This is a genomic window from Marinoscillum sp., assembly GCF_040222955.1.
Classification (GTDB): domain Bacteria; phylum Bacteroidota; class Bacteroidia; order Cytophagales; family Cyclobacteriaceae; genus Marinoscillum.
On sequence record NZ_JAVKCA010000009.1, the window covers coordinates 60,890 to 78,452 of the forward strand.

Annotated in this window: 8 protein-coding genes; all 8 read right to left on the reverse strand. The window is 47.1% G+C overall.

Annotated features, from left to right (window positions below):
- Nucleotides 1–190: 190 nt before the first annotated feature.
- The 8 genes from chrA to RIH33_RS08120 all read right to left on the reverse strand — a co-directional run bounded on the left by chrA (nt 191) and on the right by RIH33_RS08120 (nt 17,400).
- Entirely contained in the window at nt 191–1,420 is a 1,230-nt protein-coding gene (gene chrA, locus RIH33_RS08085; RefSeq protein ID WP_406650320.1) for a chromate efflux transporter, read from the reverse strand.
- A complete protein-coding gene (locus RIH33_RS08090) occupies nt 1,398–2,435 on the reverse strand; it encodes a sulfotransferase family protein (protein WP_406650322.1) in 1,038 nt (345 codons plus the stop codon). The genes chrA and RIH33_RS08090 overlap by 23 nt, the downstream gene beginning before the upstream one ends.
- On the reverse strand, nt 2,432–3,919 hold the full coding sequence (locus RIH33_RS08095) for an aryl-sulfate sulfotransferase (RefSeq protein ID WP_406650323.1): 1,488 nt from the start codon (nt 3,917–3,919) through the stop codon (nt 2,432–2,434). The genes RIH33_RS08090 and RIH33_RS08095 overlap by 4 nt, the downstream gene beginning before the upstream one ends.
- A 41-nt stretch (nt 3,920–3,960) precedes the next feature.
- Nucleotides 3,961–5,436 (reverse strand): RagB/SusD family nutrient uptake outer membrane protein, encoded by a 1,476-nt coding sequence (locus tag RIH33_RS08100; RefSeq protein ID WP_406650324.1) that lies wholly within the window; start codon nt 5,434–5,436, stop codon nt 3,961–3,963.
- Between the two features lie 12 nt (nt 5,437–5,448).
- A complete protein-coding gene (locus tag RIH33_RS08105) occupies nt 5,449–8,562 on the reverse strand; it encodes a SusC/RagA family TonB-linked outer membrane protein (RefSeq protein WP_406650326.1) in 3,114 nt (1,037 codons plus the stop codon).
- Nucleotides 8,563–8,625: 63 nt separating this feature from the next.
- Entirely contained in the window at nt 8,626–11,361 is a 2,736-nt protein-coding gene (locus tag RIH33_RS08110) for a carbohydrate binding domain-containing protein (RefSeq protein ID WP_406650327.1), read from the reverse strand.
- Nucleotides 11,362–11,535: 174 nt separating this feature from the next.
- Nucleotides 11,536–15,711: a two-component regulator propeller domain-containing protein gene (locus RIH33_RS08115; protein WP_406650329.1), complete on the reverse strand. Its 4,176-nt coding sequence runs from the start codon at nt 15,709–15,711 to the stop codon at nt 11,536–11,538.
- A gap of 96 nt (nt 15,712–15,807) precedes the next feature.
- Complete coding sequence (locus tag RIH33_RS08120) at nt 15,808–17,400, reverse strand: beta-N-acetylhexosaminidase (protein WP_406658560.1); 1,593 nt, start codon at nt 17,398–17,400, stop codon at nt 15,808–15,810.
- Between the last annotated feature and the right edge of the window lie 163 nt (nt 17,401–17,563).

The following is a 17,563-nucleotide window of genomic DNA, read 5'->3' on the forward strand; positions in this document are numbered from 1 at the left end:
GTGAATTCCTTACCCACTCAACCTCACAAATATAATAAACGTTTATTTGACGTTTATTAATTTTTTGAAATAAAAAAGTGCTCCGGCATTTTCCTCTTTGGTCAGAAAACTACCCCACACCAGCTCTGACTATACCGAAATATAGCGGCTAAAGAAAACTGGAATGGCTCCCCAAAGGGCCCTTTGGATGCTACATCAAAAGACTCCCGGCGAGTCCTGCGCTCAATACCACATAGACAAGATTGACTTTATACCTGATCAGGCACAGGGCACTGATCAGAAAAATGGACACAGAAATCAAGTTCATTTCCAGATCCATCCCAATGTTCAGACAAGCACTAAAGATCATCCCGATGGTAACGGCATAGACTCCTTTCATAGCGGATTTGAAGAGTACCGAATCCGAATAGCTCAATATCAACCTGGACCCCACCACCATCAAGATGCCGGAAGGTAAGAACATAGCCACAGTGGCGATGAGTGTACCCGGGAAGCCCATCACTTTGTAGCCTATGAAAACCGAACTGATCATAATGGGCCCCGGACTCACCTGCCCAAGGGCGATGCCATCGATAAACTCTGCATTGGTCAACCATCCCAATGACTCTACCACCACCTCCTGCATCATGGGGATGAACACATACCCACCACCAAATAAACTCAGGCTCATGGTACTAAACACCGTGATGAGCTGAAGGGGGAGAATATCTTCTCCAAAAAGTGCCAGAACTAACAGTACTGCTGCCACACCAGCCAGGCTAGTACCCATCATCCGCAAATCCCTGCCCCTGATTCGTGGACCTGGCACCTCTAAATCCTCAGAATGCTGCACCCCCCTGAAGAATAAGTAGCCCAGAATGGCTCCTCCTGCCATAAGAAGAATGATGATTTTGAAACCGCTAAAGATCAGCAAAGCTGCTACAGAAATCAGAAGTAAAATCACCTGCACCCAATGTCTGATGTGCGTTTTGGTCATTTTGATGGCCACCGACAGGATAATGGCAGCCACAGCCGGCATCACCCCTTTAAATATTGGCTCCAGATAGAGGACATCTCCATATTCAAAGTAGACGTATGTGAGTATGCAAACCAACACGAAAGCCGGTAGGAGTATGCCTGCAAAAGCGATGAGCATTCCCACTTTTCCCCTCAGTTTATAACCAACATAGATCACGATATTGACGGCCAGAGGCCCGGGAAAGACAGAAGCCAGGGCCACAGCATCCAGAATCACTTCATCCTTCAATACCTGCCTGCGATCAACTAATTCATCCCGTAAAATGGAAACCAATGCCATATAACCACCAAATGAAACACTCCCCACCCTGAGCATGGAAATCAACAACTGCCACAGGCTGATTGGTCTTACAGAAGTGTGCTCCCGGGTGATAGACATATCAGACAAGTGGTATTGGCTCAAAAGCCAATTTGATCCGAGAGAGGAGTTGTTCCTGAGGCATTCTTTTAGATCTGTCCAGCGCGTCCGAATGCTCAACGGCGCGCTTCTTCAGAAAGTCATTTTCACGCTCGAACCTGATCAAATCTGTCTCGGAGAAAACTACCGATTTGGCTGTATCTCCATAATGGAGAGGATATCCCAGTCGCTCGAGCACATCACCAGCCACTGCCTCAAAAATCAGGACGTCTTCTCTCGGCAGCTCCTTTAAGTACTTGCACATATTGTCACGCAACACTGGTTTGGTCACATTTTGCCACATTTTACCCGACAGGGCAGTTTCCCGGGAATCACTGGACAGGAAGTAGTCAAGTGCCTGTGGCTTGAATTCTATATGCAGAAATGCACAAATTCTGGAAAGTTGTGCTTCCGGGTTGGTGATGAGGTCTTCATAGGCTACTCTGATCACCCGATCCGGTCCCAGCTTTTCAGCGATGGCCAGTGCCTGGTTCTGGTCTCGCTTCCAGTTTTTCGCCTGGTGGTAGGTGTGCTTTTCACCCACCATGATTTTTTTAAATGAGAGGGCCACATCACGGCCATCACGGTAAAGATGGATGTAATATGGCTTGATCCCGTGACTGTGCAACTCCTCAACGAAGTGAACGTTTGTCAGGCTTTTACAACACCAGAATCTGCTCCCTTTTGAAGAGGCATAGCTGGCATAAATGTGTTCAAAGAGGGAATATATGCTTCTGGAATTCTGAAGCCGCTCAAAAATCAAAGCCCGATCAAGAAACAGGTCATTCCACTTCACAGGATTTAATTCAACAAACTCACACACGTCGTTGATCAGGGTTTGAAAGTTGGCATTGATGGAAAGATCACCGTATCGATCCATCAAAGGCACAAAGGTCTTCAAAATATGTGGTGGGTGTGGTGCGGTAATTTCCGTGAGCTGATTAAGCATAAGCCGGAGTAAATTGGACCCTGATCTTTGTGTTCCTATAAGTTGAATAGGTGTTATGATATCTTCAGTCATTCTTCAATGAATTTATTCACGTAGGTTTTTGAATTATTTAAGTCGGGAATATACTGCGCCCGGTACGCCGGATACTCCAACAGCAAACTTCCCAGGGCCTCTCCTTTCGGAGTGACAAATGAGATGATATTCCTGGTGGAACTATTGAAAAGTATAAGGTCATCTGACATTTTTTCCGCGCTCCCCTGCGATTCGGTCATGTATACTTCAGGGAACACTACTTCTTCCACCACTTCCACGGTTCGTGCTTCTTCGTCCACATGAAGCGTGAGCATTCTGGAAACCGGTTTTGATCCTGCCGGGTAATCAGGATCTGCATTTCTTACCCCGGGTTGGGCATGCCTGTTTCCATTGTCCAGCAGCACGAGGTAACCCTCCTGATTGAAGTGGATATGATGTTGACCATTGAACTGGAAATCCTCCGGAAGCTGCAGGTCGTCACTCCCTCTGCCCAATCTCCAAATGAGCTCACCGGTATGACCATTTATTTTCCAAATCTGGCTGCAATTCCGAAACGAAATGAGGTAATTCCCGAGGGTGTCTTTCACCAGGGCATTGGCATGTAACCAGTCTCCCCGCTCATTCAAAATATTGGGATAGTCGAGTGGTGAAAACACATCGAAAACGGACCATTCCCAGACCTTTTCATCTTTAACCGGATCATAAATCAGGATGCCATCACCGCGCACCACCTCCTGCTTCCCTCCTCCTACTGAGGAGAGATCAACGACCTTCTGCTCATAAGTCAGACTCATGATATTCCCATTCTCATCGAAATCAATTTCATGATGAACTGTCTTATCAAAAGCTCCTTCACCTTTCTCCATCTCAAACAGCACATTTCCATCCAAACCCACCTCTGCAATGTGATTGCCGGAGGAAAAACGGAGCGTATCGTTACTCAGGATGGACAAGAAAGTATGCTTCCAGGTGTATTTGGAAACCTTCACATTCATGGGTGCTTTCTGATACCACACCAGCTCACCTGTATCATCGATCATCAGGAGATAGCCCTGGTCCTTTCTGGCCTGAAAAGCCACATACCCAGGAAAGAATACCTGCTTCATGCTGTCTGGTTTTGGGAAATACGGAACCCAAGGAGAGAGGAGGTTGGTGGTGAACTCGTAGGTACTGCTGAGCGTCTTGCAATGCTCATCCTGCACCACCACCTGAAATTCATAGGTGGTAGCAGGTTTAAGAACCACCAGCACCAGGTGATGAAGGGTATCTGCCGTGGACAGGTCAGAATAGTATTTCCTGTCATTACATTCCGTACCAGGGTCACACTTTTCCCAGTAGGTCACATAGACATCTTTGCCCGCATGGGTCTGCACATCTATCCCCACGCGGAGGGAATTATCCGGACGCTGATAGATTTCTATCGTGCCAATCTCATGAGGTATAAAGCAAACTCCTTCCTCACCTCTACGGGTACAGGACAGGATGATAAGGGCGAAAGCAAGAATGTATAATCTACTGAGCATGGTACAGCAGAAGCCCCTTGTCGGGGCTTCCTTGGTTTGGTTTATTTATTTAGCGGGTTGGGTTCCATATTAGGATTCAGATCCAGTTCCTGTCTTGGAATTGGGTACACCCGATAATCCTGAGTGACAGTTACGGGATTGGGATAATTCTGATCCACCAGGTATTGGGTCATGGTACTTTCGAAAACCCCATGCCGAATGAGGTCATCCTTACGATGGCCTTCGCCCACCAACTCGAGCGCTCTTTCATTCAAAATGGACGTCCGGAAAGCTGCCTGATCAAGTCCTGTGGGTAACCCCTCCAATCCTGCCCGGTCCCGCACGGCATTGATGGCATCATAAGCTATCCCTGTGGGGCCGTTCAGTTCATTTTCCACCTCTGCTTTCATCAGGAGCACATCTGCATATCTGAACACCGGCTGATTAAGGGCCGAGGAGGCGTAGTTTGCCCAAATGCTGTTTGGGGCGGTGACATCCCGACGAAACCCACTGTATTTGGTGAGCAGGGCAAAGCCTTTCCAGTCTGCGGCCGTACCGTAATCCCGGACATAGGCGTAATAAGCACCAGACAGGTCGTTCTCTATCACGTCATTTCTCGCATCAGATGGATCCAGCATGTTGTATATCTGTAAGGGAACACCAGTCTCCGACCAGCCTGTATCGTACCCCCAGGGAGTAAAAAACTTGATGTGGTGGTTGGACTTATTGTACTCCGCACCCAGTGACATTACTACAAAAATAAACTCATTGTCTTTCCTGTTTGATTCGTAGAAAAGCTCTCCATACTGACCCTGAAACAAATCATAAACTCCAAGATCGATCACCTGATCAATGTATTCTTCAGCAGAAGACCAAGCCTTTTGACGAAAAGCAATTTTTGCCAGCAAGGTAAGCGCGGCACCACGGGTGGCCTTACCCACACCATCCTGTACCGGGGGTAGATCTGTGGCTGCAGTCTCCAGGTCTGTGATGAGTTGCGCATAGACTTGTCCTATGGGTGTGCGACCTGGAAGCTCGTCCGGATCTTTAGTAGCTTCCAGCCTGAGCGGTACTGCACCAAACAGGCCGGTCAGATCAAAGTAGGCCAACGAACGAAGAAACAGCGCCTCGCCCATTAATGCCGCCTTGGCACCAGGCGATGCAAACCTGGACTCATCCATCCCTTCTATGAGCTCCAACGCTGTATTGGCACGATTGATCAGCACATAGGCTGATGACCATACCATATCCGCATGACTCTCGGTCCAGTGGTACTGTTCCAGGTTAGAGGTTCTGCCCTCTACCATTACATCTGTAATCCCGTCATTGAGCTTGACCATCTGACCTGATCCATAGTAAAACCACCCTCCGGTCAGCATCTGATTATAAATCCCATCTACCAGGGCTCTTGCGTCAGATTCTGATACCAGTGTGTTGGCACTCAGGCTCCCTTTGAGCTCTTCCGTAAGGTCATTTTCACATGACACAAAGGTCAAGGCGAGCAAAATTGATAGTATTTTAATTTTTAAGTATTTCATGATTGACACGATTTAGAATTTCACTTTAACCCCTACAGTATAGGACTTCTGGATTGGGTATGAATAAAGGTCCACCCCTGAGCCTATGTTCAAATTGGTTGTCGCATTGACCCTGGAACTGACCTCCGGATCAAAACCCGAGTAGTTGGTCCAGGTATAGAGGTTGGAGGCAGAGGCGTATAATCGCAGGTTTTGTACAAATTTCAATCCCATTTTATTGACCGGAAGGTCATAAGAGAGTGCGATGTTTTTCAAACGAATAAAGCTCGCGTCTTCCACCAACTCATCATTGACCCAGTACTGACCGGAGTGATTTCTAAAGGGTCTGGTACCTTCCGGGGTCTCGGGAGTCCAGCGCTCCAGCGCAGATTCCAGGCGGTTGGTTCTGTAGCCGATTTCCCTGTTGATGTTGAGTACATCGGCATCAAATACACCATTGAAGAAAAATGACAGCCTGAAAGACTTATAAGTGAGGGTATTGGTTAACCCGGCCAGATACTTTGGGAAACCATGACCCAGTATGGTCCTGTCAGCAGCCGTGATGGTACTGTCTCCGTCAATGTCGTGATACAAAGCATCGCCCGGAACCGCTGCTGGCTGCAGGGCATCGGTTTCTCCTTCTTGTAGCACTCCCCGCACTTTATACCCATAAAATGAGTTGATCGGAATTCCTTTTTTGATAATGGTATATGGCGCCCTATCCAGTTGACCTATTGGCTTTAAGTCTGCGCCTTCCAAAAACTCTGACCCCTCCGGAAGCAGCACTTCTTTGATTTCGTTGCTATTGAAGGAAACGTTGAGGTCTGTCACCCAGCTGAAGTTTTTGGAGGTCACATTATTGCTCGATAGCAGTATTTCGATACCCGAGTTTTGAATTTGCCCAACATTGGTAATGATGGACCCAAACCCGAGTGACGGAGGCAGTGATTTTGTAACAATGAGCTTATCTGTGTTTTTTACATAATAGTCAAACTCCAGAATGATGCGATCTTTGAACAACCCAATATCTGCACCAAGATCCATCTGAGTGGTCTCTTCCCACTGGAGGTTGTTATTGCCTAAAACACTTGGCACCGTACCAATGGATTGATTATCTCCATCGAGGGTCACCGGGGCATTGGCCTGAAACTGTGTCTGGGCCAGGCCAACTCTAAACCTCTCAGAACCAGTGATCCCATAACTGGCCCTTAGCTTCAGGTTGGATAATAAAGACTGACCTGACATGAAGGCTTCATTGTGGACCTTCCACCCTACAGCTGCGGCCGGAAAATTTGCCCATTTGTTATTTGCACCAAATTTGGAAGACCCGTCCCGACGAAAGGTAAGTGTAAACAAATAACGATCATCATAATCGTAAATGGCCCTGGATAAATAGGAAATCAAGACCCGCTCACTGATTCCGGAAGATGGTGTGGTAGGAATGGCACCTGCCTGAAGGGCATTCCACCCGAGGGTGTTGGTGGTGAATTCTCTGGCCCCGGCTCTGAAGCTTTCATAAATGACCTTTTGGTTGGTATAACCTGCCAGTAGGTTCAGTCCATGTTTCCCCAGGCGCTTTTGATAGTTTATCGTGCCTTCAAACAACAAATCATAGGACTGATTATTAGTGAGGGCAGCTTCTCCCGGCTGCAAGGTTCCTGCCACTATGTGGCTTTCCTGAGACAGGTATCCATACTCCTTGCCATTAAATATTCGGCTACCACCCAGGGCTTTGATTTTCAGGCCCTCCAATAGCTCTAGCTCTACAAATCCTGTGGAAAGAATGTACATAGACTTGGCCTCATTCTCCGATGCCTCTATCGTTTGAAGCGGGCTAATGGGCCTGGTGCCACCCAAGAGTTCGATTTCTGCTTCGGTCAGGTTATCCAGCCTGTTGGGCACGAAAGGACGGGCATCAGCGAAGATATTTCTAAGAATGTTTGTCTGAAGGTTGCTGGCATTGAATCCGAGGAAGTTGGTCTTGGTGTACGTAATTCCCGTGTTCAGACCAAAGGTCAGCTTATCATCAAACATCTTTTGGTTTAAGTTAATCCGGGTGTTGTACCTTGAAAACTCGGTATTGGGCACCACTCCCTGCTGGTTGAAATACCCTGCTGAAAAGTAGACCTGAGAATTCTCCCTACCACTACTTATCCCCAACTGATGGTTGACAGTGGCTCCATCCCTAAAAGCTTCTTTGAGCCAATTAGTACTTCCAAAATACTGTTCCAACGAATCTATCCTGGCCGGGGAGTACATTTCCATGGCTCCATTCACCCGCTGTATCAGGTTATCGTTTTCGGTAAACTCCCTGGTGCCTAGAAAGTCATAAGCATCCAGATTGGAAACCACCTGCTGACCATATTCCGCATTGTAGTCAATATTGACTACCCCGGACTTACCCTGCTTGGTGGTGATGATGATCACTCCATTGGCTCCTCTGGTTCCATAAATGGCAGCCGCCGAAGCATCTTTGAGTACCTCTATAGACTTGATATTGCTGGGATTGATGCTATTATCCAGGTTGTCCATGGGGAAGCCGTCCACCACGTAGATAGGCTGATTGTCGTTTTGGATGGAGTTATTTCCCCGGACTCTTATGACAAAATTTCCTCCCGGCTCTGCACTCTGAGTGGAGATTTGTATTCCGGTCGTTCGGCCCTGCACCAGCTGCTCCACACTGGAAATACTACCGATATTGAAGTCTTCCTCGCCTAGTGATGAAACAGCTCCGGTAAGATCCTTCTTTTGCTGGGTGCCATAGCCGATGACCACCACCTCGTCCAGTTCCTGTAAGTTCTCCTCTAAAGCCACGTTAATCACAGACCTGTAATTGACCTTGACCTCTCTGGTCATAAAGCCCACATAGGAGAAAATAAGGGCAGCATTATCAGGCACTTCCAGCCTGTAATTACCATCCACATCTGTAATGGTTCCTGTATTGGAATCTTTGACCACCACGCTTACACCGGGCAATCCCTCTCCTTTTGAGTCGGTGACCTTTCCGGATACCGAAATATCCAGTATCTCAGCAGGCAAACCCGCCTTGGGGAATCCCTCCGCCAATGCTATGCCACACATCAGGCACATGAGGCATGCCATGACCATTTTCACTGGTATGACTATATTTTGTATTCTTCTTTTCATAATTACAATGTTTATCAACAATAGATTTTATCAGAGCTGGTTCCTAATGAGTTCTGATTTGCCCTACTGGCGATGGATCAATAATTTCCGGCCAATTTGTTCACCATTGTTCAGGATCACGGACACCATATACATCCCATTTTTAAGCCCTGAGACATCCACATGATTCCCATCAGGGGATGTGACCTCCTCATAGCCTCTGACCAAAACTACCCTTCCATGGATGTCATAAATCATAAGATCGTGAATTTGCGATTCATTTTCCAGGTCAATTCTCAGGAAACTATCTGTCGGATTAGGATAAAGTCTCAGTGAAGCAGTGCCTTGAGATGGAGATAAAATCGCCTCGGTGTTGCGGGCACCACCCGAGCCTTCCACCAGTTCAAAGTCATCTACATAGAGGTTGTTTCCCGGACTCTCATTGTAGACCACCACTACCACTGAGTTGTCGTTTGCACCGGTGGTGAACGTATTTTGAACTTGTGAATAGCTGGTTCCGGCATTGATGGTGACGCTGTATTCAGAGGATGGTCCATCATAATCCTCCACAATCAGGTACCCCGTGGAACCAGATGAAGCTGCTTTGGCAAATGCGCTGACCGTGTAAGTTGTATTGGGCTGAAGCCCCGTGAAGGTGCGCTGCACGAGGTTATCATACACGATCTCACCTGCATAGCTCCCCGTACGGGCATTGCTGGAAACCCGTCCATTCCCCAAATAACCCCACACCCACGGAGAATCCCCCTCTTCGAAACTCATGTTATCAAACTCGTATTCTGCCAAGCCTACTATCTCCACTATTTCAAAATCATCCACAAACAAATCGTTGCCAACAGATTCATTATACACGGCAATCTGAACCGATGTATCTGAAGTGCCGGTAGTGAAGGTGTTTTGGAAGATATTGTAAATGGAATCAGTGCTGGCCGTGACGCTGACCTGCGAACTGGCCCCATCAAAATCACTCGCTATGAGGTATGCAGTACCTCCGGAGGAGGAAGTCTTGAGATAAGCCAATACACTATAGGTAGTATTGGGCTGCAAACCACCAAAAGTCCTGAGTACCTGATTGTCATAGACAACCTTGCCAGCATAGGTTCCTGAATGTGGGTTTTCTGCCACCCGACCATTGCCCAGGTATCCCCATGTCCAGGGGCTGTCACCCTCTTCGAAACCCAGATTGTCCGCCACCAGCGCCGGAGAATTAAGAACCTCTGTCAGCTCAAAATCATCTACAAATAAATCGTTGCCCACAGATTCATTATATACTGATAGGGTAACGGAATTATCACTGGCACCTGTACTGAAGGTAACTGATCGTGTCTGATAAGAAGTGCTGGCATTGACTGTGGTACTTTGATGAGCACTGGCACCATCATAGTCTTCTAAAATAATGTAAGATACTGACCCGGTGCTCGCGGCTTTTACACTTACTGATAACACATACTGCTGATCAGGCTTCAAACCTGTCACCGTTCTCGTCACCTGATTGTCATATATTATCTTACCGGAATAGGTCCCTGTTTGTGCGTTGCTGGCCACACGTCCATTGCCCAGGTAACCCCAAACCCATGGTGAGTCACCCTCCTCAAACCCCGCATTGGTCAGCAAATTGAACTGATTGGAACCCGTATCCCACCAGCCGGCATTGGCATTGGGGGAGCTGTCTACCGTGAGGTCTACGAAACTGGTCCCTCCCGGGGTCTGCCCCACGCTATCGATGCCTGCACCATCAAACCAATGCCCAATGTATCCATCGGAATGGATGGCTATCCGGTCAAAAGAAGCATACTGCGCAAACACCCCACGGGCACTGTCCATATCGGATTCAAACAAATTGAATCGGGTATTGTCATCCTCAGCATAGATCTCGTCGGCATAGGTTTCATATTCAGAGCCCTCCCATAATCCAAGGATGTCGTCCGTCTCAATTCCAACTGAAACAAACTTTTTTCCCGGCAAGGAATCTGCCCAATGCAGCAGTCTGGAACCGAAAAAGATGAAGTTGTTATTATTGCTGGTGTAATTCATCATGGCTGCGTGATGCGCATTTTTGATGTAGTGGTAGGCCACATAGTTGTCTTCACCTTCGTAGGTGATCGTTTCATAGCTAACCCATGAGGGTCTGAGTGCTGCTGAGTGATAAAATGGGCGTGCCCCCTGGCTTCTGAGTACCTCATTCCAGGCGTCCACTCTTCGCGTGGCTGTTTTACAATAATCAAGGTATGGCACGTGAAAGCGCTGGCTCTTGGGCTCCTGATCAAACTGCACCCCATGAAAACCACTGTTGGGGTGACGCTGATTGAATTTGCCAATGGCATCCATGATTTGGTTGGCCGCCGTGATGTGTTCGTTGTTAGGCACATTGCCCATGGTGTCCACTGAAGCCATCAATGACCCATCTGGCCGATAGAGATAATTACCTTCCTCGTCCGTTTCGATGAACGCCCAGTTATAATAGAGCGCCCAAACCTTCACGCCTCTGGCATTGGCTTTGGCAATAAAAGCCGCCAGGGAATCCTGATAGGCAAATGACCCTATTTCAGAGTCATTCTGCAAAGAAGAGGATCCCTGCCACTCTGGTATGCAAAACATGTATACTTCAGAGATGGACTTATTGGCACAGAAATCCAAATAGGCATCCTGAACCTGGGGACTGGATGTTCCAAGATTTCGCCATGACCAGTGTCCACGGCGTACCGGTTTGTCCAGTAAATCCCAGTCATTATGGGCGGTATTCTGAGCGATACCGCCATAAGCGCTAAATGCTAAAAAAAGGTAAAATAAATGCTTTCTCATATTTTAGTTTTTTTGGTTTGGTAGTCACCCCCTGAGGAGTCAGACAGACACATTTAGGTATCCGTTCACCAAACAAACTACGCCAAAAAACAAGGGAAAAACTGGGGGGCAATGTTGCGAAAAGAAGGGGTAAATGTTTCCATAATCGCTTCGCAAAGCCTTTATGGCAGGTTTTCACTTGCGGTTCATCTCCGAAGATTTTACTCCGGCCTTATAATCAGATGGAGTAACCCCGAAATGCTCCTTAAAGGAGTTTCTGAAATGCTTCACGTCATTCAGGCCTACCTCATAGCAGATCTGGGTGAGGTTCCCAAAGTTCTTTTCTATCAAATAAGCTGCCTGTTTCATTCTGATTTTTTTGATGAATGCATTGGCCGAACAACCGGTCAGGTTTTTCATTTTCCGGAAGAGCACGGTGCGACTCAGATTTAATTGATCGGCGAGCATCTCTGTGGTAAATAATTCATTCTTCAGGTTATTTTCTACCAGGTCTATGGCCTGCCGGAGGAACCGTTCATCTTCAGAATTCACGGTAATGTCTTTTGGCTCCACGTGAGGTTCCATGGCGAAGCGATCTCTGAGAATCTTGCGAGATGTAATGATACTTCTGATGTGACTTTTTAACACTTCACCGTTAAACGGCTTGGTCATATAGGCATCAGCACCAAACTCAAAGCCCTCTACCTGATGCTCCTCGGAGGTTTTGGCCGACAGTAGAATAATCGGAATGTGAGAGGTGATATAGTTAGATTTTAGCTGTCTGCAAAGCTCGTATCCATCCATGATCGGCATCACCACGTCACTTATGACAATGTCAGGCTGAAGTTCCCGGGCCAATTCAAGGCCTTCCTGTCCATTTTTAGCCATAAAGACCCTATAGTCAGTATTGAAGACACGCTTGAGTAGGGTGAGAACCTCGGCATTATCTTCAACAATAAGCACGGTAAAGACCAGCTCAATGGCACCAGGGTCTGGATCACCATCGCTTACATCCGTCTCCAATAAATCCGGCCAGCCATTGAGCTCTCGATGCTGATTTCCCTCGGCCAGCTCCATGTTTTCGTCCGGTATATCATCCGCGATGTGGTCTTTGGAAGCCGGAAGCACTACCCTGAAGATGGTGCCCTTACCCAGCTCACTTGCTACTGAAATCATCCCCTGCTGTATTTCCACAAGCCGCTGCGTAAAAGCCAGTCCAATTCCTGATCCCTGAAAATACTCTTCCCCTTTTGAGTTTACCTGATAAAAGCGTCTGAATACCCCGTCGAGATCTGCCTTATCTATGCCTCGCCCGGTGTCCTGAACTTCCAAAATCATTACTTCCCTGACCTCCTTATTGTCCAAATGGCCGCTATTATCCAACACCTGCAGGGTCACCTTTACTGTGCCCCCGGAATTAGAAAATTTCAGAGCATTGGAAATCAGGTTAAACAGGATTTTTTCGAGCTTATCTTCATCATACCAGCAGTACTGCCCTGAAAAATCGCTGTGAAACTCAATTTTCTTGGATTGGCGCTCAGCAGAATAACGAAAAAAATTAATGACTTCATTGATCTGCTCATTGATATCTACCTTAGAAATGCTGACTCCAAGGCTGTCATTCTCGATTTTGCGAAAGTCCAAAAGCTGATTGACAAGCATGAGGAGCTTTTGCGTGTTCTGATAAATCGCGTTCAGTGGGGTGCCCCACCTCACATCGGTGGCCTTGACCACCACCAACTCATCCAGGTAGCCTTTGATCAGGGTGAGTGGTGTCCTTATTTCATGTGAAATATTGGTAAAAAACCTGAGCTTGGTTTGGGTGAGTTCATGCTCCTTGGCTTTTTCTATTTTGGCTATTTTCAACTCATTGTTAGACCTGATGATCCGGTGGATCAGGTACAGGAGCCCGATCAAAGCCATAATGTAGATGATCCTGGCTTCTGCGGATTGCAAAAAATGAGGAAGGATAATCACTTCTATCTCAGCGTGGTTGCTGGTCGCCTGTGTTTCCTTTTTCACCAGAAACCGGTACGTTCCCGGGTCCAAATTGGTATATGATGCTTCATTGCTGTTGGTTTTGATCCATTGTTTATCAAACCCCTCCAGCTTATACTGAAAGTGGTCTATGTGATTGCTCTTATAATTCATTGTAGAAAATCGAAACGAAATTGAATTCTCGTCACTGGCCAGTTCGATGCTTTCGGTCTGGGAGATATCCCGGGCCAGGAGTACCCGGCCGGCTATGACTTCTCCATGGTTCACTGTTTGGTTTAGCAAACGAAACTGTGTCAGCTTCACTGGGAAATTGGTCTCGGTGGAAGTAATGCTATCCGGATGAATGATGTTCAGCCCAAGGATGCTCCCGAAATAAATAAAGCCTTCCTTGTCTTTGAGTATGGATCGGGGATTAAAGGAGTAGGACTGTAGGTTGTTGGTGAGGTCAAAGTTGTGAAATCGCTCCGTCTGAGTGCGCAGGCATGAAACTCCGTATTTGGTTCCCATCCAGATCTCCCCATTATCAGCTTCAATGATGGATTTTATATTATCATCTGCCAGTCCGTCTGTTTGATCATAAACCAAAAAGGGCCTGTCATTAAGGTCTGGGACGAACGGAATTTTGTTAAGCCCCCGCATAGTGGCCACCCAAATAACTCCATCACTTTCCGCAATTTGATTCACTTCATTGTGTGACAGTGAATGCTCATTATCAGGATCATGCTGCAATCGTACAAAGGAGTCCGTGCCTATATTTTTGATGGCAATGCCGTTGTTGGTTCCAACCCAAAGCCGTCCTGAACTATCCGAAAACAAACAGTAGACGGCATTGCTGTTCAGTGAGGAAGAATCTCCGTCAACGTTCCTGAATCGTTTGGTGGTTTTTTCCTGATTGTTGATTTTAAGTAACCCATTGGTTCTGGTGGCCATCCAGAAATTGCCATCCGGAGTTTCTATGGCGTCTGCTATTCTGTCAACGGACTGGTTTTCAATCCAGGTAATCTTGGTCAGGTGCCTTTCCCGGGTATCGTATTTATACCAGCCCTTTACCGAGATATTGATCCACAGGTTATCCCGGGAGTCTTTGAACAAAAAATCCACCGGTCCCAGGTCGGAAAGTTCCCGCACCTTTTCAAATGCCTTCCGTACACCTGACTTGGGTTGGTAGGTGGATCGGTAAACCCCGCGTCTTGAAGTAGCCAGCCATACTGTCTGGTTATTGGTCTCCACTATGGACACCACACTCTTCTGACTTTTCATGTCCGCCTCATCATCCAGCAGTGTGGGCCTCATAAACTGATTCCGACCGGGATGTACCACTGCAATGTCATTACCAAAGGTACCTAGCCAGATGTTTTCCTGCCAGTCTTTGAAAAGCGAAATGATAATGTCATTGGGAATGCTATTCTTACTGTCACGGTTATACTGGAAATTTTGAAAAGTTTCATTGGTGGGATCAAAACTGTAGAGTCCCAGTCCGTAAGATGCAATCCAGATGATCCCATCACTGGTGCGCACGATCTTGTAAAAGGCACTGGGCTGACTTTCCTGGGCCTTCCAGTTGTCAAAGCCAATGACTTCTGAAAATCTGCCATCCATCTGTAGACGGGACAATCCATCCTCCCATGAGGTCAGCCAGACTGACCTGGTCTTCTGATCCACCTCAATATCTGAGTACCGGATTTTGGCATCAACGCTTCCTTTTCGGATCGGCCAAATATGACGGAAAACATCGTCGGAGGCCATTTTGTAAATACCAAGATCCTTGATCGAAACCCATAGTGCATCACCGGAAGGCTTGAGTGACTCAATGGTGGCATTCTCAAAATAGGTACTCAGCTGCGGCCGGTCCACCTGATTGCGGCCCCACGATATTTTGATCAACCCCTCCTCCAAAGTCCCAACCCAAATATCGCCCTGCTGATCCTCCGTGAGACGATAGGCCCACTTATTCTGTAAAAGAGAGTAGGTGCTGCTCCCATCAGGTGCCTGAAACAGGACATATTTGGAGGTGGACAAATCAATGCACGAAACGCCCCTCTGATGAGCGATCCACAGATGCCCGGAGGACGATCTCACAATTTCCTCGATACCCTGAATCCTCAGGTGAAGGTTCTGCTCGTTGACCGGATGAAAAGGCATCAGCGTGTAACCGTCATACTTGATCACCCCTTCGTAAGTTGCAATCCAGATAAATCCATCGGCATCCTGAATCAGATCGGATACGTCGGTCACCGGTTGATCAAGGGTTTGAATGCGATTGATGTCGGGCTGTGCGTTTAGCTGAAATACAAAAAGCCCCAGGCCCAGGGCAAGGAGCATTTGTTGCAGTGCTTTATTCATCACGCTAATTACCAAGTCAAATATGACCATTCCAACATCAGTTAAGACTTCATACTCAATTCATCGCTTCATTAAAATAATCATTTTTATTAAAGTGAGGTTAATACAGCTCCGGCCGACCTTTGATTAGTTGCTTTTCTCAATAGACTGAGCGAGCGGAATGGGTGCAAAATAAATCCCTCTTTCAGCCCATCCTTTGCTGTACAACTCCAGGTTTGAAAGGAATCTTGTGTAATCCTTTTGCTTCAGCGTAGTCCACCCCACCTCCGCATAGGCCGCAATCCTTGGGAAAATCTGATAATGCAGCTGCCCCTTGCTCGGAGCCCACTCTGTCCACATCTGACAGCCCAGGCCGATGACTTTCTCATGGTACCGGGCATCCAACCCTTCAGGCACAGGATTGTATTCATAAGCCATCTGCAGAGGGATATTCCGGTAGGCATAATTTAAGTAAGTATTGGAGTGTAATGAATTGACAATGTCATAGTCGGAGGATGCCGCCTCGGTAGCCATTGCCAAATCTCCCTTCCAGAAGTGTACCACCGACTCCTTGGCCAGTTCCTGGTCGGATTGGGTGTCTGATTCATCCTGATAGTGATGCAAATTCAATCCCAGAATTTCGTTCCATCCCATCATGCGACGACCCTTGCTTTGAAGGTAAGCTGAAATGTTGTTGGTAAAATAGACCTGCAATTCTGCTGGAGTAGAAAGCCCTTTCTCTGCCATGTACGCCTGAATGGACGGAGATTCTTTCCACTGATCATATTTTACTTCATCGCCACCAATGTGTATGACCTCTGAGGGAAACAGCGCCATGATTTCATCCAGTACATCCTGCAAAAAACCAATGACCTTAGGATCTGACACATCGTAGACATTATAAAACACTCCAAAAGTTGTGGGCACATCAATCTTCTCTTTGGAGGCTCCCAGCCAGGGATAAGACGCAATGGCGGCACTGGCATGGCCGGGCATCTCGATCTCAGGTACCACCGTAATTTGCTTTTCAGCAGCATATTGGACTATCTCTTTGATTTCCTCCTGAGTATAGAATCCTGAATGACGCTCACCTGTTTGGATAGGACTGTCGTATTTTTCTGGTCCCACCTGTGTGCTCGACCGGGTACCTCCAATCTGTGTCAGCAGAGGGTATTTTTTAATTTCAACCCTCCAGCCCTGATCATCCACCAGGTGCCAATGAAAAACATTCATCTTCAGTCGGGCCATTTCATCAAGCAGTACCTTCACGCCTTCTTTTCCCCGAAAATGCCGCGACTCATCCAGCATGAAAGCCCGCCAGCTAAACCTGGGACCATCAACGATCCTCATGCCACTAAGGACAACACCCTGGGAACGCTCTGTATCTTTGGGGATCAATTGCTTCAGGGTCTGGATGCCGTAAAACCAACCAGTAACACCAGATGCCAGGAGCCGCACCTCCTTTTTATCGATGTTTATTTCATATTCCTCCTTGCCCAGAACAGCCTTCTTTTCAAAAACTATGTTTTTATCCGCTTTCCCTTCCTGTAAAGGAACTCCCAGATCCCGCAGATAAAAATGCAACTCCGCGGCCACCCCCTCACTCTCCTCATTTGATACAATTCCGGTCTTCTCGTCCAACAGAAAATTGCCCCTGAGTAATTCAATGTGATTGGGATGGGGCAAAACATTGACATTCACCTGCCCGAAGCATATACCGGACAAAATGATTAGATACACAAATAGTTGACCCCTGAGTGTGTTTAGTGAGCTGTTCCCCATGATGATTTCTTAAAATTGATTTGAAAATTATTTCTAACAAAAAACGGGGTAAAAACCATTCATTGGAGGGGGTGGGTGTTGCATTTATCAGGGGGAAATGTTTCCTTTTGGGTCGATTATA

What these genes read in the sequence shown, in the direction of transcription:
- RIH33_RS08090 (WP_406650322.1), bottom strand. Translation starts at nt 2,435, where the DNA reads ATGACTGAAGATATCATAACACCTATTCAACTTATAGGAACACAAAGA.
- RIH33_RS08095 (WP_406650323.1), bottom strand. Translation starts at nt 3,919, where the DNA reads ATGCTCAGTAGATTATACATTCTTGCTTTCGCCCTTATCATCCTGTCC.
- RIH33_RS08100 (WP_406650324.1), bottom strand. Translation starts at nt 5,436, where the DNA reads ATGAAATACTTAAAAATTAAAATACTATCAATTTTGCTCGCCTTGACC.
- RIH33_RS08105 (WP_406650326.1), bottom strand. Translation starts at nt 8,562, where the DNA reads ATGAAAAGAAGAATACAAAATATAGTCATACCAGTGAAAATGGTCATG.
- RIH33_RS08110 (WP_406650327.1), bottom strand. Translation starts at nt 11,361, where the DNA reads ATGAGAAAGCATTTATTTTACCTTTTTTTAGCATTTAGCGCTTATGGC.
- RIH33_RS08115 (WP_406650329.1), bottom strand. Translation starts at nt 15,711, where the DNA reads ATGGTCATATTTGACTTGGTAATTAGCGTGATGAATAAAGCACTGCAA.